We start from the raw sequence: 21,438 nt of genomic DNA, 5'->3' as shown, positions 1-21,438 counted from the left end.
CACATTTAGGCGCAGATGAGTTATCGCGATTTTCGACTTAAATTATCTATTACGCTTTAGACATGGCAGCAACTTCTGCTGCGAAGTCAGTTTCTACTTTCTCGATACCTTCGCCCACTTCTAAGCGGATGAAGTTAGAGATTTCAGCACCTTTTTCTTTTAACAAATCACCAACGGATTTAGATGGATCCATCACGAAAGGTTGACCGGTTAAAGAAACTTCGCCCGTGAATTTCTTCATACGGCCTTCAACCATTTTTTCTGCGATTTCGCGTGGTTTGCCGGATTGCATTGCGATATCCACTTGGATGTTACGCTCATGTTCAACCACATCAGCCGGAACATCACTTGGGTTAACATAGTCTGGACGGCTTGCTGCAACGTGCATTGCGATGTGTTTTAACAATTCATCGTCTGCGCCTTTACCCGCCACTAATACACCGATTTTCGCGCCGTGTAAGTAAGAGCCTACAACATCGCCCTCGATGTAAGCAACACGACGGATGGTCATATTTTCACCGATTTTTGCCACTAATGCAGCACGTTTTTCTTCAAATTGCGCTTGAAGTTGTTCGATGGTTGCGCCTTTGTGTGCTGCTGCGTAGTCTGCCACTTCGTTGGCTAAACCTAAGAAACCGGCATCTTTTGCAACGAAGTCAGTTTCGCAGTTCATTTCAACTAATACACCAAAACCATTTTGTACGCGAGCAAGGATAACACCTTCAGCTGCAACACGGCCTGCTTTTTTCGCCGCTTTTGCTTGACCGGATTTACGCATGTTATCGATAGCTAATTCGATGTCGCCGTTTGCTTCAACTAATGCTTTTTTACATTCCATCATACCTGCGCCGGTACGTTCACGCAGTTCTTTTACTAATGATGCTGTGATTTCAGCCATTTTAAAATCCTCTGTCAGTTTAAAATGCGGTGGAAAAAGACCGCACTTTTAGATCTAAAAAATACAGGGAGCTATTTAGCCCCCTGCTTATTCATTAATCATCTGATTAATAAGGGCTTACGCCTTATCGCAATCGCCTGAATTATTCTGCGGCTTGCGCTAATTCTTCAGCAACCGCGGCTTCGTTACCACGACCTTCTTTGATCGCAGCAGCAGCAGAAGAAAGATAAAGTTGAATTGCACGTGCTGCGTCATCGTTACCTGGGATAACAAAATCTACGCCGTCCGGGCTAGAGTTAGTATCAACGATAGCAAATACCGGAATACCCAAGTTGTTTGCTTCTTTTACTGCGATATGTTCGTGGTCTGCACCGATAACGAATAATGCATCCGGAAGACCGCCCATCTCTTTGATACCGCCAAGGCTTAATTCAAGTTTTTCCATCTCACGGGTACGCATTAACGCTTCTTTTTTGGTTAATTTGTCGAAAGTGCCGTCTTGAGATTGCGTTTCTAAATCTTTTAAACGTTTGATGGATTGACGAACTGTTTTCCAGTTGGTCAACATACCGCCTAACCAACGGTGGTTTACATAGTATTGTTGACAGTCTAATGCTGCTGCTTGCACTGCATCGGTCGCTGCGCGTTTGGTACCAACGAATAATACTTTACCGTTGTTGCTCGCAATGCGGGTTAACTCAGCTAATGCTGCGTTGAACATTGGAACGGTTTTTTCAAGGTTGATGATATGAACGCCGTTGCGTGGTCCGAAAATGAATGGTTTCATTTTTGGGTTCCAGTAACGAGTTTGGTGACCGAAGTGAACGCCTGCTTGAAGCATATCGCGCATAGAAACTTGTGCCATAATAATTTTCCTTTTGTTTGGGGTTTAGCCTCCACATATCCAGCCAATCGACCGTTTGGCACCCCGATTTAGCCTTTCTGATATGTGTGTGTTTTAGTAAATTGATTAAAAAATAAACGTTACTTTTAAACAGCAAAATAACGTCGTGCTTTATATCATAAAGTGCGGCTGGTTTCCAGTAGATTTCGATTTTTCATCGTTTTATTAAAACAATTTACAAGGAATTAACTCACAAAAAAACCGTACTTGAGAAAACCAAAGTGCGGTTTTTTAGAAAACATTTTACGCTTGTGGATGTCTTGCAGCGACTTCTTCTAATAAGGTTTTGAGTTCACCTTGTTGATACATTTCCAATACGATATCACAACCGCCAACAAGTTCGCCTTCTACCCATAATTGTGGAAATGTCGGCCAATTGGCGTAAGCCGGTAACTCTGCACGAATATCCGGATGTTGCAAAATATCCACATAACCGAAGGGTACGCCACAGTTAATTAACGCTTCTACCGCACGCGCAGAGAAACCGCAAGAAGGGAATTTTGGCGAGCCTTTCATGTAAATCAGAATCGGATTTTCGCTAATCTGTTTTTTGATTTTATCTAACGTTTCCATAATGTTCCTTATATGCATTGAAGAGAAAACGCGCGCATTGTATCACAAACAATGTGCCCGACCAATAAATCCAAAAGGGTATTACCAGCTACCACCTGCCCCACCGCCGTCAAAACCGCCTCCACCGAAACCTCCACCGGAGCCACCGCCAAAACCGCCTCCACCAAAGCCACCGAAACCGCCACCGCCTCTGCCATGACGGCGATGATCTGACATTGATTGGCGCAATATTTCATTCAAGACATGGTTATTCGTTGGGCTGACGTAAGCGCGACGACTGTTAACCTCCGCTATCACCACAATCAAAATAAACAGCGCGAGCATGATAAAGGGCACAACATCCCCGAAATCCTTTTCCTCTTCCGCTTGTGCCGCAAATTCGCCTTTGGTGGCAGCAATAATATAGTCCAAGCCGTTATCAATGCCTTGGGCATATTGCTCGTTGCGGAAATAAGGGCGAATTTGGTTGCGAATAATTTGTGAAGCCAGCGCATCAGTCAACACGCCTTGCAACCCTTGTCCCACCGCAATAAATAATTTGCGATCCTCTTTCGCAATGAGTAACAACACACCGTTATTCAGATTTTTCCGCCCGATTCCCCATTTATCGCCTAATTCAAAGGCATATTGAGAAACCTCATATTCACCTGTCGTTGGCACAATCACCACTGCAATTTGCGAACTGGTTTCTTTGCTATAGGCTGCCAACTTCGCTTCTAATGCGTCCAACTCTTTTACTGATAACGTTTTCGTGTAGTCATTCACATAACGGAAAGGTTTTGGCGAATCAGGAAAAGTGACGGCAGAAACAGTCGTTGCCATAAAAATGCAGAAAAAAATGACCGCACTTTTTAAGCTCAATAAACCCAATACACGCTTAATCATGAATGATCACCTCGTTATCCAGTTCATTTTGATCGTCCGGTTGAACCGGAAAATGCTGAATTAAGTGTTCACCAATTTTCTGCATCGAAGCCAAAATACCTTCCGTATATTGCTTTTGTTTAAAATGCGCAATCATGCGGGCACATTCTGTTTGCCAAAAGTCATCGCCCACATACTGATGAATACCAATGTCTCCGATAATCGCACATTGACGATCATCATAGGCAATATAAATCAACACGCCATTACGCGCCGCCGTTTGATGCATTTCAAGTTGTGAAAAAACACCCAACGCACGTTCATAAACAGAAAGTGCGGTCGGTTTTGACGGTATTTTTCGTTCGATAAAAATCCGAAACTCGGCGGAGGTTTGTCGCTCAAGGCGGGCGATTGCCGCCTCAAGCTGTTTTTTATCTATCGGAATTTTTGCAAATAATGGCATGGTCGCCACCTTATTATCCGTTTAGTTAAAATTCACTGTCGGCGCATTTTCAGCACCGGCAACAGATTTGAAATAAGGTTTTTCTTTGAAACCAAAAATCATCGCCACTAATTTAGTTGGGAATGTACGAATTTTTTGGTTGTATTCACGTGCCGCTTCATTGAATTTATTACGCGCAACGTTAATGCGATTTTCGGTACCTTCCAATTGCGCTTGTAAGTTCATAAAACCTTCGTTCGCACGCAATTCAGGATAATTCTCTACGCTCACCAATAAACGGGACAAGGCTGAACCTACTTCATTTTGGCTTTGTTGGAATTGGGTTAATTGCTCTTCCGTTAAATGAGACGGATCAATTTTGGTTTGCGTTGCTTTTGCACGCGCTTCAACAACACCGGTCAAGGTTTCTTTTTCAAAGTTTGCCTGGCCTTTTACGGTATTCACCAAATTCGGGATCAAATCGGAACGACGTTGATAAGTCGATTCAACATTTGCCCATACGGAATTAATTTGTTCTTCCGCGGCAACCAAGCCGTTATAACTTGGAATTAAGGCCATAGCCGCAACAACGGCAACAATAATCAGAACAAGCCATTTTTTCATTTTTTTTCCTTACAATCATTAAACTTAGCTAAAAAACAAAAGACCTAAACATAGGTTTAGGTCTTTTTTATCTTTATCTGAAAATAATTAACAAAATGCTAATTATTTAGTACCGCTAACTGCGATTTCTACACGACGGTCATCAGCTAAACAAGCGATAAGCGCTTTACGGCCTTTAACTGCGTCACATTTGTTACCAGTAACTGGATTTGCTTTACCATAACCGGTTGCAGAAATATCGTGTTGAGAAACACCTTTGGACACTAAGTAGTTAGCAACGCTTTCAGCACGTTTTTGAGATAATTTTTGGTTGTAAGCGTCAGAACCGATACGGTCTGTGTAACCTGCAACTTTAACGTTCGCATTGCTAACTTGTGCGATTTCGCCGTAGATACCATCTAATACGCCACGAGCTTGTGGTTTTAAGTCAGCTTTGCCGAATGCGAAAGTCACATCAGAGTTCAAGTTGAAAGTTTTGTTTACAACTTTCGCTTCAGGTGCCGGCATAGGTGCTTGACCTTGACCGAAACGGTAAGATAAACCTAAAGCAACAGTACCCATGTTTGGAGAGAACTCTGCGTGACGTCCACGTGGAGCCGGACCATTTTTAACAAGAGCTTTACCTAAGTTACCTACACGAGCAGTCCATTGGTATTCTAAACGTGCTGCTAATTCTGGAAGAATTGCATATTCAACACCTGCTGCTAAAACCGGAGATACTTTGAAGTTGTGAGCTTTTAATTTACCGCCTGCCACTGGAGCTTTGTAATCGCTACGGATTAATGCTGCACCAACACGGCCATAAACGTCTAAATCGGCTAATACAGGGTAGCTTGCTTTAAGTGCTAAAGTAGTACCGTGAGCAGTGTGTTTAGCTTCAGTTTTGTCTTGGCGGCTTTTGATTTTAGAACCACCGAAATATTCATAGCCAACTTCTGCTGCTAAGTTATCAGTGATTTGGTAACCACCGAACACACCGTAGTTTACAGAGTGACGGTTTACATCATAACCCGCATTACGAAATTGGGTGAAACCGTTGTGGGAAGAAGTCCAACCGGCTTTTGCGCCAGTATAGAAAGTGTTAGCTTGTGGTGCAGCTTGTGCTACAGTTGCTGCTGCTAAACCAGCGATAGCTAATGCGATTGCAGTTTTTTTCATTTTGATGATCCTCTTAAATGTAGTCATCTATTTAAATTAAAACAAGTATCAGCTGATGTAGCTGAAAACCAACACAAAGGAATTGTGCTACCTGCTATCTTAACCTGTTCGATCTAAAAAGTCATCTCAAGGCAAAGATATTACATCAATAGAGCAAACTTGCTCTACTCTGTCTTTTGGCAATTCATATCCTTATGTGAAGGACTGTCCAAAAGTTCGCGTATTATCCTACCTAAAAAATGGAAAATCAAATCATCGATCACTCTTTTGCTCAAAATTTAAACAAAAAAGACCTTTTTATTGACAATTTTTTAATCAACTTCCTGATTTTATGACATAAATATCGTCGCCCTTGCGTTCTATGTTACACTTTGACGACTTTTAGCTTAAATAGAGAATGGTGCAACATGCTACCCCGCTTAACAAAGATCCCTCAACTTTCTCCATTAGTCAGTGATTATTTAGATGCGCTACGATTGCAACATTTTGAAGGAGATATTGCCTCAAATTATGCCGATCGTCTTAGCCTCGCCACCGACAACAGCGTTTACCAACAACTTCCGCAAGCCATTTTATTTCCGAAAAACATTGCCGATGTGGTACGTCTAACGAAACTCGCACAACAGGAAAAATACCTTTCGCTGACGTTTACGCCACGTGGTGGTGGCACCGGTACGAACGGGCAATCCATCAATAACAATATTATTGTTGATCTCTCTCGCCACATGACAAAGATTTTAGAACTCAATGTAAAAGAACGTTGGGTGCGCGTGCAAGCCGGCGTGGTGAAAGATCAGCTTAATCAATTTCTAAAACCGCACGGTTTATTTTTCTCGCCGGAACTCTCCACCAGTAACCGCGCCACCTTAGGGGGAATGATCAATACGGATGCGTCAGGACAAGGATCTTTACAATACGGGAAAACCTCCGACCACGTGCTCGGTTTACGCGCTGTGCTCATCAATGGCGAAATTTTAGAGACAAGTGCGGTCAAATCTGACGACGTTTTTCGCTATACAGAAGAAAGCTCTCTCTCTGCCAACGTGAAAAAAATCCATCAAGAGATTTTTCAACGTTGCAAAGACAAACGCTCACAAATCCTGAATGATTTGCCCCAATTGAACCGTTTTCTGACCGGTTACGATTTAAAAAATGTGTTTAACGATGATTTAAGTGAATTCAATTTAACCCGCATTTTGACAGGTTCTGAAGGCTCACTTGCTTTTATTTGCGAAGCCACATTGGATTTAATGCCGCTGCCACAACATCGCACATTAATTAACATTAAATACAATTCTTTTGATGCGGCATTGCGCAACGCGCCTTTTATGGTCAAAGCCAATGCACTTTCTGTAGAAACTGTCGATTCCAAAGTGCTGAATTTGGCTAAACAAGACATTATTTGGCACTCCGTCAAAGAACTGTTAACAGAAGACGCACAACATCCTATTCTTGGCTTAAATATAGTGGAATATGCCGGCAATAATCAGGCATTAATTGAAAAACAAGTGGCGCAGTTATGTGCACAATTGGATCAAAAAATTGCTGAAGGCAAAGATCATATTATCGGTTACCAAGTTTGCGATCATTTGCCGTCCATTGAACGTATTTATGCCATGCGGAAAAAAGCCGTAGGGTTACTTGGCAATGCCAAAGGCGCGGCAAAACCCATTCCTTTTGTAGAAGACACTTGTGTGCCGCCGGAAAATCTGGCGGATTACATTACCGAGTTTCGCGCTTTATTAGATAGCCATAATCTACAATACGGTATGTTCGGTCATGTGGATGCGGGCGTGTTGCATGTTCGTCCTGCATTAGATTTATGCGATTTGGAGCAAGTGAAATTATTCAAACAGATTTCCGACGAGGTGGCAGAACTCACCCGTAAATACGGCGGATTAATTTGGGGTGAACATGGCAAAGGAATGCGCTCGCAATACGGCGAAAAATTCTTTACACCCGAATTATGGCGTGAATTACGTTACATCAAATTCTTATTTGACCCACAAAATCGCCTCAATCCAGGGAAAATCTGTACGCCGTTAAACAGCGAACAAGCACTTTATTCCATTTTATCGCCAATGCGAGCCGACCTTGATCGCCAAATTCCCGTTCAAATGAAAGAAGAATTTATCGGTGCCATGAATTGTAACGGTAACGGGCTATGCTTTAACTTTGACGTCCACAGCACCATGTGCCCGTCTATGAAAGTGAGTAAAAATCGTGTATTTTCACCGAAAGGCCGCGCCGCCATGGTGCGTGAATGGTTGCGTTTATTAGCGAACGAGCAAGTTACCCCGGCGCAATTGGATTTCAAACAGTCCACGATAAAACTCACGGATATCGTGCATAAAATCCAAAACAGCTATCAAAAACGCCGTGGCGAATACGATTTTTCCCATGAAGTGAAAGCGGCAATGGATACTTGTCTGGCGTGTAAAGCTTGCGCCAGCCAATGCCCGATTAAAATCGACGTGCCGAGTTTCCGCGCGAAGTTCTTCCATTTTTACCACCAACGTTATCTGCGCCCAATCAAAGATTATGTAGTGTCCAACGTGGAATACGTTGCGCCGCTAATGGCAAAACAAGCGAAGCTCTTTAATTATTTTACAGCGACTAAATTTAGCCAAAAGGTGGCAGAAAAATGTTTAGGCATGACGGATTTACCCTTGCTCTCAACACCCAATCTGCAACAACAACTCATTCAACTTGGTCATCAAAACGCCTCATTAGAGCAATTAGAACGCTTAAGTGCGGTGGAAAAACAACGTGTTTTGCTTATCGTGCAAGATCCATTCACCTCTTATTATGATGCCAAAGTTGTTGCCGATTTTGTGGCGTTAACCCAAAAACTGGGCTTTAAGCCTGTGGTATTGCCATTTAAACCGAACGGCAAAGCACAACACATTAAGGGCTTTTTAACCCGTTTTGCAAAAACCGCAAAAAATCAGGCTGAGTTCCTTAATCGTATGGCAAAACTGGGTATGCCTTTGGTCGGTGTGGATCCCGCCATTGTGTTGTCGTATCGTGACGAATACAAAGAAATTCTTGGTGCTGAGCGCGGTAATTTCCATGTGCTGACCGCCCACGAATGGCTCAAGCAACAGTTGGATAACGGCATCTTGTTATCCGCACAAAACACTGAAAAAACCGACCGCACTTTTGAGTCGCATCAGTGGTATTTATTCCCACACTGCACAGAAACGACTGCGATGCCAAACAGTGGCAAAGAATGGCAACACATTTTTGCAGCCTTCGACCAGCAGTTGCAGGTTGAAAGTGTCGGCTGTTGCGGCATGGCTGGCACTTTCGGGCACGAAACCCAGCATATTGAAATGTCGAAAGCCATTTATGAAGCCTCATGGGAGAAAAAACTGCAATATAAAGATCCAAACTTCTGTTTGGCAACCGGGTATTCCTGTCGTAGCCAAGTAAAGCGTTTCACCCATTATCAGCCGAAACACCCTGTACAAGCTTTATTAACTTTATTGAAATAACAACACCATGAGCATTTGGAAGAAACACCTCACGCTACAACAACTAAATGACTTCTGCCAACACTGTGCCGTAGCACATTTAGGCATTGAATTTACCGCACAGGGCGATGATTGGCTGGAAGCCCGTATGCCGGTGGATCACCGTACTACTCAACCCATGGGATTTTTACATGGTGGCATTTCCGCGGCACTTGCGGAAAGCGTTGCTTCCACTGCCGCTTTTTGCTGTGTAGAAGCCAATCAGGCTGTCGTTGGTTTGGAGATCAATGCAAGCCATTTACGCCCGGTAAAACAAGGCTATGTTTGCGCTAAATCAAGCCCGATTCGTTTAAGTAAAAATGTACAGGTTTGGCAAATTGACATTCGAGATGCACAAGATAAACTGTGCTGCGTTTCACGTTTAACTCTTTCTATTATCACACATGACTAATTTAAAAATCGGCGTCATTCTTGCCAATTTAGGTACGCCAGACTCACCAAGTCCTAAGGATATTTCCCGTTATTTATGGCAATTTTTAACGGATCCCCGCGTGGTCGATTTGCCGCGTTGTAAATGGTATCCGTTACTTAAAGCCATTATTTTGCCGTTGCGTTCAAAACGTATTGCCAAAAATTATCGTTCAATTTGGACGGAACAAGGTTCTCCGTTAATGGTGTTCACCGAACAACAAAAACAAGGCTTAATCGACTTTTTCCAACAACAGCAACTGGATGTGGAAATCGAAATCGGTATGACTTATGGCAATCCGTCCATGCCAAGTGCGGTGCAAAAACTATTGGAAAAACAAGTGGAACACATCATCGTACTCCCGCTCTATCCACAATACAGCAGTAGTACAACAGGCGCGGTGTTCGACTCTTTTGCTGAAGCATTGAAACAACAACGTGGCATTGTGCCCTTTGATTTTATTCATTCATATCAATTAAATAAAGATTACATCGCCGCCTTAATCGAATCCTGCAAAGTGCGGTTAAAATCCGATGAGTTTTTGCTATTTTCCTTCCATGGCATTCCATTGCGTTACGAAAACACCGGCGATTACTACCGCACACATTGCCAACAAACCGCCGCCGCGGTGGCACAAGGGTTGGGCTTAAATGAAAAACAATGGGGTTTAACCTTCCAATCCCGTTTTGGTAAAGAAGTGTGGTTGCAACCTTATACCGATGGATTTATTTCTAATGCAGCACAACAAGGTATCAAAAAAATGGCGGTGATCTGCCCGGGCTTTGCGGCAGACTGCTTGGAAACCTTGGAAGAAATTTCGGAAGAAAACAAAACGTTATTTTTAACCCACGGCGGAGAAAGCTTTCAATATATTCCTGCCCTCAACGCAGAACCGGCACACATTGAAATGTTAGGCAAATTGGTGATGAGCCAAGTAGCGAAAATGAAATGCAATAACTGCAATTCGCCAAATATTGATGTGATTCCAACTATTTCTGTGCCAACTACAAGCCATTTAAGCAGTCGTTGTCATTAATCTTGACAACCTTTTTACTTCATATTTAAGGAGAGCATTATGAATAACGTCACTTTAGCAGGCAATCCAATCGATGTTGCAGGCCGCTTCCCACAAATTGGCGACCGACTCAATGAACTCACGTTAGTGAATAATGAATTGGGCGATGTAACCCTAAACACCTTTGCCGGTCAGCGCAAAGTGTTAAACATTTTTCCAAGTATCGACACCGGTGTTTGTGCCACCTCCGTGCGGAAATTCAACGAAAAAGCCGCAACATTGGCTAACACCGTTGTACTTTGCATTTCCGCTGACTTGCCTTTCGCGCAAATCCGTTTCTGTGGTGCTGAAGGCATCGACAAGGTACAAACCCTTTCCACGTTCCGCCACCACGAGTTACACAAAACCCTCGGCGTTGACATTACATCTGGCCTTCTCGCCGGCCTAACCGCCCGCGCCGTTATTGTGTTAGATGAACATAACAACGTGTTACACAGCGAATTAGTGTCTGAAATTAAAAACGAGCCGAATTACGACGCTGCACTTGCCGTGTTGGTCTAATCACGAATAAAGCAAAGTGCGGTGGTTTTCTCTGTGTGTTAAAAACACTTGGAAACTCCACCGCACTTTTGTTTTCAGAGCATTCGATGGCGCGCGCTTCACAGCGATGTCGATAATCCGTTGATATTAAAAGGCATGCGTCAGGAAACGCGTGCCATCAAAAAGGCGTAACTCACGATTTCATACGTAGCGTGTATCTTGATGCATGACCAGACCACGCAAGGAACGTTATTTAACCCTTTCGAATATTCACGATTTCGTGCAACAAGTTGCACGCTACGATTCTTTTGTTTTCAGAGCGTTATTTATAAAACGCTGTCCTACCCATTAGACAACAAGCTCATACCTGATTAATTCGCTTTCCACTCGCCGTTCACGACAGTACCAACGACGTGGTAATCGTTCGTGAAGACTGCAAGGTTAGCGACTTTGCCGGCTTCAACGGAACCCAAACGGTCATCGACACCGATGGCGCGTGCCGGATAAAGGTTACTCATACGAATCGCTTCGGCAAGAGGAATCTCAACATACTCCACCGCATTTTTGATGGATTCCATCATGGTGATAGAAGCACCTGCGATCGTGCCGTTACCGTCATAGCAACGGCCGTCTTTCACATAAATGGTTTTACCCACGAAGGTGAAGGTTTCTAGTTCAGGGCCTGCACCGGCAGCCGCTAAAGAATCGGTCACAATACAAAGTTTGTCGCCTTTCACTTTTTTATCCAAACGCACATTACCAAAATCCACATGTACGCCGTCCACGATAATGCCGGTGTAAACGTCAGAATCCAATACTGCACCCACCACGCCCATGGCACGACCGGAACTGATCGGCGACATGGCATTGTGTAAGTGCGTTGCGAAAGTTGCGCCTTTACGGAAAGCCGCTTTTGCCACGTCATAGGTGGCGTTAGAGTGACCAACTGAAACCACGATGCCACTTTTTACAAAATCAGGCGTGTAGTTGATGGTTGGGTTTTCCGCGGCAATAGTGAGTTTCGTGATCACATCGGCGTTTTCACACAAGAAATCTTTCATTTCAGGTGAAATTTCACGGATATATTCCGGACGGTGTACGCCTTTTTTCTCTACGCTCAAATACGGCCCTTCAATATGCAAACCCAGTGCTTGGTTTTTATGTTTATTCAAATATTCACGCATAACTTTCACCGCACTTTTGATGCCCTCATCCGGTGCCGTAATAAAGGTTGGCAAGAAGCTGGTGCAGCCGGATTTCAGGTTGGTCGCTTGCATGATTTCTAAGGTTTCTACACTGGTTTGGTCGTTGAACATCACACCACCACAACCGTTTAATTGCAAGTCAATAAAACCGGCAGTGAGGTTATGCCCCTCTAAATCAAGGGTCTTAATGCCGCTTTCCAATTCGCTTTGTGGAATCACTGCTTCAATGTGTTCGCCATTCACGACCACCGCGTAATCCCGAAGGATTTCATGTTTGGTGTAAATGACGGAATTAATTAATGCATATTTCATAATCGTACCTTTAAATAATCTAAAAATTCACCGCACTTTTGCGCTAAACATTACAACACGCTATGAATAGCGTGACTTTCCAAGTCGGTGAAATATTTCACGGTTTTCACTTTCAATTCTTGCAACGCCGGCTCATCACACACCAACACAAAATGGCGATGTAATTGCAATGCGCTGACCGTCCACATGTGATTTACTGCGCCTTCAACAGCGGCTTGCACAGCGAGCGCTTTGGAATGCCCTGTTGCCAAAATCATCACTTCTTCTGCGTCTAACAAGGTGCCAACCCCAATGGTTAAGGCATATTTCGGCACTTTATTGACATCATTATCAAAAAAGCGGGAATTGGCGATGATCGTATCCGGTGTTAAGGTTTTAATACGGGTGCGAGAGCTTAACGAAGAAGCCGGCTCGTTGAAGGCAATATGGCCATCTACGCCAACGCCGCCCATGAATAAATGAATTTTGCCGTAAGATTTGATTTTTTCTTCGTAACGGCGACATTCTTCATCATGATCGTCCGTATTGCCGTCTAAAATATTGATGTTTTGCGGCTGAATATCAATGTGGTTGAAAAAATTGTTGTGCATGAAGCTGTGATAGCTTTCCGGGTGTTCTTTCGGAAGGCCCACATATTCATCCATGTTGAATGTGACCACATGTTTAAAACTCACCTCACCGGCTTGATTTAAGCGGATAAGTTCTTGGTAAGTTTTAAGTGGTGTTCCGCCGGTAGGTAAACCCAATACAAACGGGCGTTCTTCGGTGGGATTAAAACGATTGATTCTCTCAACGATATGACGTGCTGCCCAACGGCTAACTTGTTGTTCGTTATGTAGAGGGATAAGGCGCATAATAAACTTCCTTTATTGTGACCGCACTTTACAATCATTTTGTAGGAACAGGCGTTATGCCTGTCCCATTTATGTCATAAAGAGAATTTAGGACAGGCACAACGCCTGTCCCTACACCAGAAAAGTGCGGTCTCTTTTTCCATTAAATTAAAGATATTTCGCTTTTAATTCTTTTGCTTTGGCTAATTGTGCTTCGGTCGCTTTTGCCGTCATGGGTTCACGACAATAGCCGGCATCCACACCTTCCAATTTCAACAATTCTTTGATGGTTAAATATAAACCATTCGCTAAGATACCTTCGATTAAATCGTTGGTCACATGTTGAATTTCACGCGCTTCAGCCAGTTTGCCTTGTTTGGTCAAGTCAAAAATTTGTCTTGCACGAACACCGTTTACGTTGAATGTACTACCGATAGCACCATCCACCCCTAAAGCCACCGCCGGCAACATCATTTCATCGAAGCCGGCCCAAATTAAGTGGTTTGGATAGGCTTTTTGTAAACGTTCTAATAAGTAGAAGTCACCTGCGGTAAATTTCACACCAAGCACTTTCGGGTTTTTGTAAAGTTCACCGAATTGCTCTACGCCCATGTTTACGCCGGTTAAGAACGGAATGGAGTAAACGATCATGTTGTTACCGGTTTCCGCAATAATGGTGTCATAGTAGTGTTTGATTTCAGGGAAGCTGAATTTGTAGTAGAACGGTGTTACCGCAGAAAGGCAGTCATAGCCTAATTCAGTAGCATATTTACCTAATTCCACCGCTTCGTGTAAATTCACGCTACCCACTTGTGCGATTAACGCCACTTGGTCTTTCGCTTCATCTTTTGCAATACGGAAGATTTGTTTTTTCTCTTCGGTAGAAAGCATGAAGTTTTCACCGGTAGATCCGCCGACATACAAACCATTGACTTTCATTTTGTCGATATTGTGGCGAATAATTTGGCGTAAGCCTTTTTCATTAATAGAGCCATCTTCGTTAAATGACACTAATAACGCACTGAAAATACCTTTTAAATCACGCATTGTTTTCTCCTGTTTAGTATTTAATACGTTGTTCTAAAATGACATTAAGAGTTTTCTCTTTTATCTTAATCGCTTTTTCATGCTCCGCTTGAACCAGCAAAGCATAAATTAAATCTAGAACGAATAATTGCGCCGTTTTGGTACCAATGGAATCCCCTTGCAGTTTCCCTTGTTTATTACCATTGACCAACACAAAATCCGCATATTCGGTTAACGGGGAACGCATACTATGGGTCAATGCTACCGTTGTTGCGCCGTTTTCCTTGGCAATTTTTAATGCATGCGCCGTTTCTTGCGAATAGCCGGAGTGACTGATGCCAATCGCCACATCATTGCGTTGTAATAACGCCACCTGCATATACATAAAATGGTTGTTGCCGCTCGCATCCACTTGAATGCCAATCCGCATGAATTTGTTCTTGGCTTCTTCTGCCGTTACGCCGGAGGATCCAACCCCAAAGAGAAAAACTCTGTTCGCACCTCGAATGGCGTTTACAACCACTTCTAACTGATGAAAATCCAACAAATTAATCGTTTCGTTCATCACTGAATTAATGGCTGACTGCAATTTATGTGCAATCGTTTGTGAATCATCGTTAGGCAAGATCTCCGTTTCTAGCACCGTATCATCTCGACCTTCCCGTGTTTTCGCCAGCTCAATCGAAAACGCCAACTTAAAATCACTAAATCCTTTAAACCCCAGTGTACGGCAGAAACGCACAAGTGTCGCCTCTCCGACATCTAAACGCTCGGCAAGCTGCGCCAAGGAATACTGCATAATACAATCAGGCGATTGGGTAATGACATCCGCAATTTTTTTCTCCGTCTTCGTCAGGCTTTGATAAAGCGAACTGAGGGAGTTAAGTACATTTCCGTTTCCCACCATAAACAACCCTAATCATGTAATTTAGCCATGTAATTGAGTAAGCGCCCATGCAGCCGCGCCGATAAGTCCGGCATCTTGCCCTAATTGAGCCGCATCCAACGGACAACGATAAATTTCCGGCATTTGCGCCAAATATTGTTTCACCAAAGGCAAATAGCCTTCAGCCAACCCAACGCTACCGCCAATGACCACGTATTGTACGTCCATACCAATCACTAAATCCGCCACTAAATTGGCAATCGCTTTTGCTGAACGAGACACAAGTGCGGTGGCTTTTTCATCCATTTTTCTAAAACGGGCAAAGACTTCTTTGGGATCGCAAGGATCGTCCCATTGTTTAGAAACCGCTTCAATGGCGCGTCCCGCTGCGATGGCTTCCACACAACCGACTCGACCACAGCCGCACACAGGGCCATTGGGATCCGCCAGGGTATGTCCAATATGACCGGCAATGCCGTTCGGTTCGGTGAGTAATTGGTGGTTTAAAACTAACCCGCCACCTACGCCCGTAGAGACGGTAATAAAAGCAAAGTTTTGAAGATTATTTTTATCTTGCAGTTGATATTCCGCATAAGTCGCTGCCTGCGCATCATTCAATAAATACACGGGCGTTGACGTATGCTGAGAAAGGCTTTGTTTTAATGGGAAATAAGCCAGTCCGCCTAAATTTTTCGGGTTAAGTGCGGTCAATATTCCTTTATTGATGATGCCTGTGGAGGCAACCGCAACATAATCAAATTGCCCCGCATAATCCGAAAGTAATTGTGCGAGCGTTTGATGCATTGCCTCCACTACGTTTTCTTGTGGTGTGTGGATTTGTTGACGTTGTGTCACTTGGTTCCCTGACACAATGGCTGAGGCGATTTTAGTTCCGCCGATATCTAAGGCTAAGCAACGCATCATGTTTCCCCTCTTAATTATTTATTTGCAGAATTAACCGCACTGGAGAACCAGCTAACGATATGTTCTAAACGGGTTAATGCGGAACCTACGGTCACGAAATCCGCACCGATCTCAATGGCGGTTTTGGCAAGTTCCGGTGTGTTGTAACGTCCTTCTGCCATCACTTTGCAACCGGCAGCTTTCAAATCTTTCACTAATTGATAGTCCGGTTCCTCCGGTACAGCGCCACCTGTGTAGCCTGACATGGTGCTACCCACAATATCAAAGCCTAATTTTTGGCAGTACAACCCTTCTTCTAAATTGGAGCAATCCGCCATGGCAAGACAGCCCATTTCATGAATTTTTTTGACCGCACTTTCAATATCAACAGGACGCGGACGATGGGTGCCATCCACTGCAATGATATCCGCACCGGCATGGGCTAAATCTTCAATGTCTTGTAAAAACGGCGTGATACGCACCGGGCTGTCCGGCAAATCGCGTTTTACAATACCGATAATCGGCACATTGACGGTTGGACGCGTTGCTTTCAAGTTGTCCACGCCTTCAATACGTAGTCCAGCCGCACCACCGATAACGGAAGCCTGCGCCATCGCGGCAACAATTTCCGGCTTATCCATCGGGCCATCATCGACCGGTTGGCAGGACGCAATCAATCCATTTTGAATTTTGGCAAAAACTTCTTGGTGGGATAATTTGTGCTGAGTGAATGACATAAAAACTCCTATTAATTTGCGGCTGCATTTGGCAGTCATTCTTGTCATCGTGCATTATATGATAACAATACTTCATTTTGAAATATATTTTTGAAGTGTTTTTCCAATGATGTGATCTACCTCTCATTTCTGAAATAAAACTTCATAATCTATTTGAAAATGATTTTTTTACTTTAGAATGGATACCGAGTTGTAATCTAACTATGTTTCAAAACATCAATTAACTTACTATCATTACAGGAGTAGCTTATGAAACTAGCAAAACTTTTCCTTGCCACTGCAATCGCATTAGGTGTGACTTCCGCTGCTAACGCTGCAGAGTATGATTTAAAATTCGGTATGAACGCAGGTACGTCTTCTAACGAATACAAAGCCGCTGAAATGTTTGCCAAAGAAGTGAAAGAAAAATCCAACGGCAAAATTGAAATTTCTCTTTACCCAAGTTCCCAATTAGGTGACGACCGCGCCATGTTAAAACAATTAAAAGACGGTGCGTTAGACTTCACTTTTGCTGAATCTGCACGTTTCCAATTGTTCTATCCAGAAGCGGCTGTGTTTGCTTTACCTTACGTTATCAGTGACTACAGCGTGGCACAAAAAGCGTTATTCGACACTGCATTCGGTAAAGACTTAATCCAAAAAATGAACAAAGATTTAGGCTTAACCTTATTATCCCAAGCCTATAACGGTACACGCCAAACCACCTCTAACCGTGCAATCAACAGCATTGCTGACATGAAGGGCTTAAAATTACGCGTACCAAACGCGGCAACTAACTTGGCGTACGCAAAATATGTGGGTGCATCCCCAACACCAATGGCATTCTCCGAAGTGTATTTAGCATTACAAACGAACTCCGTTGACGGTCAAGAAAACCCATTGGCAACCGTTCAAGCACAAAAATTCTATGAAGTGCAAAAATACTTGGCAATGACCAACCACATTTTGAACGACCAACTTTATCTTGTAAGTAACGAAACCTTTGCTGACTTACCGGCTGACTTACAAAAAGTGGTTCGTGATGCAGCACAAAAAGCCGCAGAATATCACACCAAATTATTCGTTGACGGTGAAAAAGAATTAGTGACTTTCTTTGAAAAACAAGGTGTAACCGTAACATATCCGGATCTCGCCCCATTCAAAGAAGCCATGAAACCTTTCTATGCTGACTTTGTAAAACAAACCGGAACAAAAGGCGAAGAAGCACTTAAAGAAATTCAAGCCATCAGCAAATAATACGCTTATTCGTGTGCCTGTTTCGGCAGGCACGCTTTTTCTCTCCTTTATTATTCAACGGAGTTGAATATGAAAATCTTTAATAAACTCGAAGAATGGATCGGTGGGGCACTATTCCTCGTGATATTCTGCATTCTTGTTTTGCAAATTCTATTCAGACAAGCTTTCCACTCCCCATTAATTTGGAGTGAAGAACTTGCCAAATTGCTGTTCGTTTATGTCGGTATGCTCGGCATTAGCGTTGCCGTCAGAAAACAAGAGCACGTTTATATCGACTTCTTGACTAACTTAATGCCACCGGCAGTCAAAAAAATCACCAATACATTCGTACAAATCGTGATTTTCCTCGGTGTGATTTTCTTTATCCACTTTGGTATCAAAACCTATTTAGGTGCCAGTTTCCCGATTGATGCGTTAGGCGGTATTTCTGAAAAATGGATTTATGCCTCTTTACCAATCATTGCCGTATTAATGCTCGTTCGCTTCTTCCAAGCGCAAGCAGACAACTTCAAACAAAACAAAAGCTATTTACCGGCAACCTTCTTTATCGTAAGTGCGGTCGTTTTATTGGGTATTTTGTTCTTAGCACCAGATTGGTACAAAGTTTTACGCGTAACCGAATATGTTAAATTTGGTTCTAATGCCGTGTATGTGGCATTGCTCTTCTGGTTAGTCATCATGTTCTTGGGCGTACCGGTAGGTTGGTCATTATTTATCACTACCCTACTTTACTTCTCCATGACCCGTTGGAACGTGGTAAATGCGGCTTCTGAAAAACTCACCATGAGTTTGAATAGCTTCCCACTCCTTGCTGTGCCGTTCTATATTCTTACCGGGATTTTAATGAACACCGGCGGTATCACCGAACGTATCTTTAACTTCGCCAAAGCCTTACTGGGTCACTACACCGGTGGTATGGGACACGTTAACATCGGTGCAAGCTTGTTGTTCTCCGGCATGTCCGGTTCTGCACTTGCCGATGCGGGTGGTTTAGGTCAATTAGAAATCAAAGCCATGCGCGATGCAGGTTATGATGATGACATCTGCGGCGGTATCACAGCAGCCTCTTGTATCATCGGTCCATTGGTTCCACCAAGTATTGCCATGATCATTTACGGTGTTATCGCAAACGAATCCATCGCAAAACTCTTTATTGCCGGCTTCGTACCGGGTGTATTAGTCACCATCGCCCTCATGGCAATGAACTACTACATTTCCAAAAAACGTGGTTATCCAAGAACACCAAAAGCGACCCGTGAAGAACTTTGCACGTCATTCAAAAGAGCATTCTGGGCAATTTTAACCCCATTATTGATTATCGGCGGGATCTTCTCCGGCTTATTCAGCCCGACAGAATCTGCGGTGGTTGCAGCTGCCTACTCCGTCATTATCGGTAAATTCGTCTATAAAGAATTAACTTTGAAAATGCTGTTCAACAGCTGCGTGGAAGCGATGTCCATTACTGGTGTTGTTGCATTAATGATTATGACGGTGACCTTCTTCGGCGACATGATCGCCCGTGAACAAGTGGCAATGCGTATTGCAGACGTCTTCGTTGCCGTGGCGGATTCTCCGTTAATGGTGTTAGTCATGATCAATGCCTTGTTATTGTTCCTCGGGATGTTCATTGATGCCTTAGCATTACAATTCCTTGTCTTGCCAATGTTAATTCCAATCGCCATGCAATTCGGTATCGACCTTGTGTTCTTCGGTGTTATGACAACCTTGAACATGATGATCGGTATCTTAACCCCACCGATGGGAATGGCATTATTCGTGGTCGCACGTGTGGGTAACATGTCCGTGTCCACCGTAACGAAAGGCGTATTACCATTCTTAATCCCGATTTTCGTGACCTTGGTGTTAATCACCATCTTCCCAAGTATCATCACATTCATTCCGAATTTGTTAATACCTTAGGAACCTAAAAGTGCGGTTGCAAAACGCAGTAAATTTGAACCGCACTTTCTTATACATATAAAAGACCTATTCTGCCGTTGACGAATAGCCCAAATCACTCCAAACGAGGTTTATTATGAAATTTCAAAAAACAACATTAGCTGCACTCTTCTTTGCTGCAACCACTTTTGCTGCGACAGCGCAAGCGGCTGCTTATCCGGATTTACCGGTGGGTATTAAAAGCGGTGCCGGTGCGTTAATTGGCGACACTGTTTATGTGGGCTTAGGTACAGGCGGTGATAAATTCTATGCGTTAGATTTAAAAAAACCGAACGCCCAATGGAAAGAAATCGCCGCATTCCCGGGCGGTGACCGTAACCAACCGGTGGCTGCGGCTGTTGACGGCAAATTATATGTATTCGGCGGATTACAAAAAAATGAAAAAGGCGAATTACAATTCGTCAACGATGCTTACAGCTATAACCCGGCTGATAATACTTGGAGCAAATTACCCACCCGTTCACCACGCGGTTTAGTCGGTTCTACCGGCGCATCACATGGTGACAAAGTGTATATCGTGGGCGGTTCTAACTTGTCTATTTTCAACGGTTTCTTCCAAGACATTGTTGCAGCCGGTGAAGACAAAGCGAAAAAAGACGAAATCACCAAAGCGTATTTTGAACAACGTCCTGAAGACTATTTCTTCACAACCGAATTGTTAAGCTATGAGCCATCTACCAATAAATGGCGCAACGAAGGTCTCGTCCCCTTCTCCGGTCGTGCCGGTGCGGCATTTACCATTCAAGGTGATGATTTAATTGTCGTGAACGGTGAAATCAAACCGGGCTTGCGTACAGCAGAAACCCACTCAGGTAAATTTACCGACAAAGGTGTGCAATGGAAAAACTTACCTGACTTACCGGCACCGAAAGATCAAAGTCAAGACGGTTTGGCTGGGGCGATGGCGGGTTATAGCCACGGTCATTACTTAGTCACCGGTGGTGCAAACTTCCCGGGTTCCGTAAAACAATTTAAAGAAGGAAAACTTCACGCTCACCAAGGCTTAAGCAAAGCCTGGCATAAAGACATTTATACGTTAAATAACGGCAAATGGAACATCATTGGCGAATTGCCGGTAGGCATCGGTTACGGTGTTGCCGTATCTTATGACAACAAAGTATTGCTCATTGGTGGTGAAACCGATGGTGGCAAAGCGTTAACCTCTGTTCAAAGCATAAGCTATGACGGCAAACAATTAAAAGTAGAATAATCTTCTTTGGGTTTCAAATTAACGGATTAAGCGTGCTTGATCCGTTATTTTGTTTTTAAGTTAAGCATCGTGCCAACAGATTCGTGATAGCTCTCACAAATACGAAAGTTTTCATTTGAAAAGCGAAATCCTCTCGCGCTATGCTAAGCAGACCTCAAAAATTATTTT

General features: G+C 43.5%; 20 protein-coding genes. 7 read left to right on the top strand and 13 right to left on the bottom strand.

Going from position 1 to position 21,438, the window contains the following annotated elements:
* Positions 1-49 precede the first annotated feature (49 nt).
* From tsf to ompA, 7 genes are all read right to left on the bottom strand, one after another.
* The gene (gene tsf / locus QZ106_RS09700; RefSeq protein ID WP_109128854.1) at positions 50-898 is read right to left on the bottom strand and encodes a translation elongation factor Ts; all 849 of its coding nucleotides are present in this window, start codon (positions 896-898) and stop codon (positions 50-52) included.
* Positions 899-1,040: 142 nt separating this feature from the next.
* Positions 1,041-1,763: a 30S ribosomal protein S2 gene (gene rpsB, locus QZ106_RS09695; protein WP_209363253.1), complete on the bottom strand. Its 723-nt coding sequence runs from the start codon at positions 1,761-1,763 to the stop codon at positions 1,041-1,043.
* Positions 1,764-2,045: 282 nt separating this feature from the next.
* On the bottom strand, positions 2,046-2,375 hold the full coding sequence (gene grxD, locus QZ106_RS09690; protein ID WP_033002458.1) for a Grx4 family monothiol glutaredoxin: 330 nt from the start codon (positions 2,373-2,375) through the stop codon (positions 2,046-2,048).
* Between the two features lie 81 nt (positions 2,376-2,456).
* Positions 2,457-3,260 (bottom strand): YgcG family protein, encoded by an 804-nt coding sequence (locus tag QZ106_RS09685; RefSeq protein ID WP_295976623.1) that lies wholly within the window; start codon positions 3,258-3,260, stop codon positions 2,457-2,459.
* On the bottom strand, positions 3,253-3,702 hold the full coding sequence (locus QZ106_RS09680; protein ID WP_295976622.1) for a TPM domain-containing protein: 450 nt from the start codon (positions 3,700-3,702) through the stop codon (positions 3,253-3,255). The genes QZ106_RS09685 and QZ106_RS09680 overlap by 8 nt, the downstream gene beginning before the upstream one ends.
* A gap of 21 nt (positions 3,703-3,723) precedes the next feature.
* Complete coding sequence (locus tag QZ106_RS09675) at positions 3,724-4,305, bottom strand: LemA family protein (protein ID WP_295976621.1); 582 nt, start codon at positions 4,303-4,305, stop codon at positions 3,724-3,726.
* A gap of 102 nt (positions 4,306-4,407) precedes the next feature.
* Positions 4,408-5,463, bottom strand: a complete 1,056-nt coding sequence (ompA, locus tag QZ106_RS09670; protein WP_295976620.1) for a porin OmpA — start codon at positions 5,461-5,463, stop codon at positions 4,408-4,410.
* A gap of 407 nt (positions 5,464-5,870) precedes the next feature.
* Between ompA and QZ106_RS09665 the strand changes: the two genes are divergently transcribed.
* From QZ106_RS09665 to tpx, 4 genes are read left to right on the top strand one after another with little or no spacing between them, the layout of a single operon-like run.
* Positions 5,871-8,960: an FAD-binding and (Fe-S)-binding domain-containing protein gene (locus QZ106_RS09665; protein WP_295976619.1), complete on the top strand. Its 3,090-nt coding sequence runs from the start codon at positions 5,871-5,873 to the stop codon at positions 8,958-8,960.
* A gap of 7 nt (positions 8,961-8,967) precedes the next feature.
* Positions 8,968-9,390: a hotdog fold thioesterase gene (locus QZ106_RS09660; protein ID WP_295976618.1), complete on the top strand. Its 423-nt coding sequence runs from the start codon at positions 8,968-8,970 to the stop codon at positions 9,388-9,390.
* Positions 9,383-10,444 carry a ferrochelatase gene (gene hemH, locus QZ106_RS09655; protein WP_295976617.1) on the top strand — a complete coding sequence of 354 codons (1,062 nt, stop codon included), beginning with the start codon at positions 9,383-9,385 and terminating at the stop codon, positions 10,442-10,444. The genes QZ106_RS09660 and hemH overlap by 8 nt, the downstream gene beginning before the upstream one ends.
* Before the next feature lie 39 nt (positions 10,445-10,483).
* Positions 10,484-10,984 (top strand): thiol peroxidase, encoded by a 501-nt coding sequence (gene tpx, locus QZ106_RS09650; protein ID WP_295976616.1) that lies wholly within the window; start codon positions 10,484-10,486, stop codon positions 10,982-10,984.
* A 350-nt stretch (positions 10,985-11,334) separates the two neighbouring features.
* Here the strand turns inward: tpx and nagA are convergent, their stop codons facing one another.
* From nagA to QZ106_RS09620, 6 genes are all read right to left on the bottom strand, one after another.
* A complete protein-coding gene (gene nagA / locus QZ106_RS09645; RefSeq protein ID WP_295976615.1) occupies positions 11,335-12,480 on the bottom strand; it encodes an N-acetylglucosamine-6-phosphate deacetylase in 1,146 nt (381 codons plus the stop codon).
* Positions 12,481-12,530: 50 nt separating this feature from the next.
* Positions 12,531-13,334, bottom strand: a complete 804-nt coding sequence (gene nagB, locus QZ106_RS09640) for a glucosamine-6-phosphate deaminase (RefSeq protein ID WP_295976614.1) — start codon at positions 13,332-13,334, stop codon at positions 12,531-12,533.
* Between the two features lie 147 nt (positions 13,335-13,481).
* Positions 13,482-14,360, bottom strand: a complete 879-nt coding sequence (gene nanA / locus QZ106_RS09635) for an N-acetylneuraminate lyase (RefSeq protein ID WP_021615789.1) — start codon at positions 14,358-14,360, stop codon at positions 13,482-13,484.
* Positions 14,361-14,373: 13 nt separating this feature from the next.
* Positions 14,374-15,246 carry a MurR/RpiR family transcriptional regulator gene (locus tag QZ106_RS09630; RefSeq protein ID WP_295976613.1) on the bottom strand — a complete coding sequence of 291 codons (873 nt, stop codon included), beginning with the start codon at positions 15,244-15,246 and terminating at the stop codon, positions 14,374-14,376.
* Positions 15,247-15,267: 21 nt separating this feature from the next.
* Positions 15,268-16,146 (bottom strand): N-acetylmannosamine kinase, encoded by an 879-nt coding sequence (locus QZ106_RS09625; RefSeq protein ID WP_295976628.1) that lies wholly within the window; start codon positions 16,144-16,146, stop codon positions 15,268-15,270.
* Between the two features lie 17 nt (positions 16,147-16,163).
* Complete coding sequence (locus QZ106_RS09620) at positions 16,164-16,865, bottom strand: N-acetylmannosamine-6-phosphate 2-epimerase (protein ID WP_295976612.1); 702 nt, start codon at positions 16,863-16,865, stop codon at positions 16,164-16,166.
* 249 nt (positions 16,866-17,114) lie between these two features.
* Here QZ106_RS09620 and QZ106_RS09615 point away from each other — a divergent pair, with 249 nt between their 5' ends.
* The 3 genes from QZ106_RS09615 (at position 17,115) to QZ106_RS09605 (ending at position 21,270) form a co-directional block, all read left to right on the top strand.
* A complete protein-coding gene (locus tag QZ106_RS09615) occupies positions 17,115-18,101 on the top strand; it encodes a sialic acid TRAP transporter substrate-binding protein SiaP (protein WP_295976611.1) in 987 nt (328 codons plus the stop codon).
* 69 nt (positions 18,102-18,170) lie between these two features.
* Complete coding sequence (locus QZ106_RS09610; protein WP_295976610.1) at positions 18,171-20,021, top strand: TRAP transporter large permease subunit; 1,851 nt, start codon at positions 18,171-18,173, stop codon at positions 20,019-20,021.
* 115 nt (positions 20,022-20,136) lie between these two features.
* The gene (locus QZ106_RS09605) at positions 20,137-21,270 is read left to right on the top strand and encodes an N-acetylneuraminate epimerase (RefSeq protein ID WP_295976609.1); all 1,134 of its coding nucleotides are present in this window, start codon (positions 20,137-20,139) and stop codon (positions 21,268-21,270) included.
* Positions 21,271-21,438: the final 168 nt, after the last annotated feature.

Source organism: uncultured Aggregatibacter sp. (genome assembly GCF_901873365.1).
Lineage (GTDB): Bacteria > Pseudomonadota > Gammaproteobacteria > Enterobacterales > Pasteurellaceae > Aggregatibacter.
This window is presented reverse-complemented; position numbering and strand designations above follow the sequence as displayed.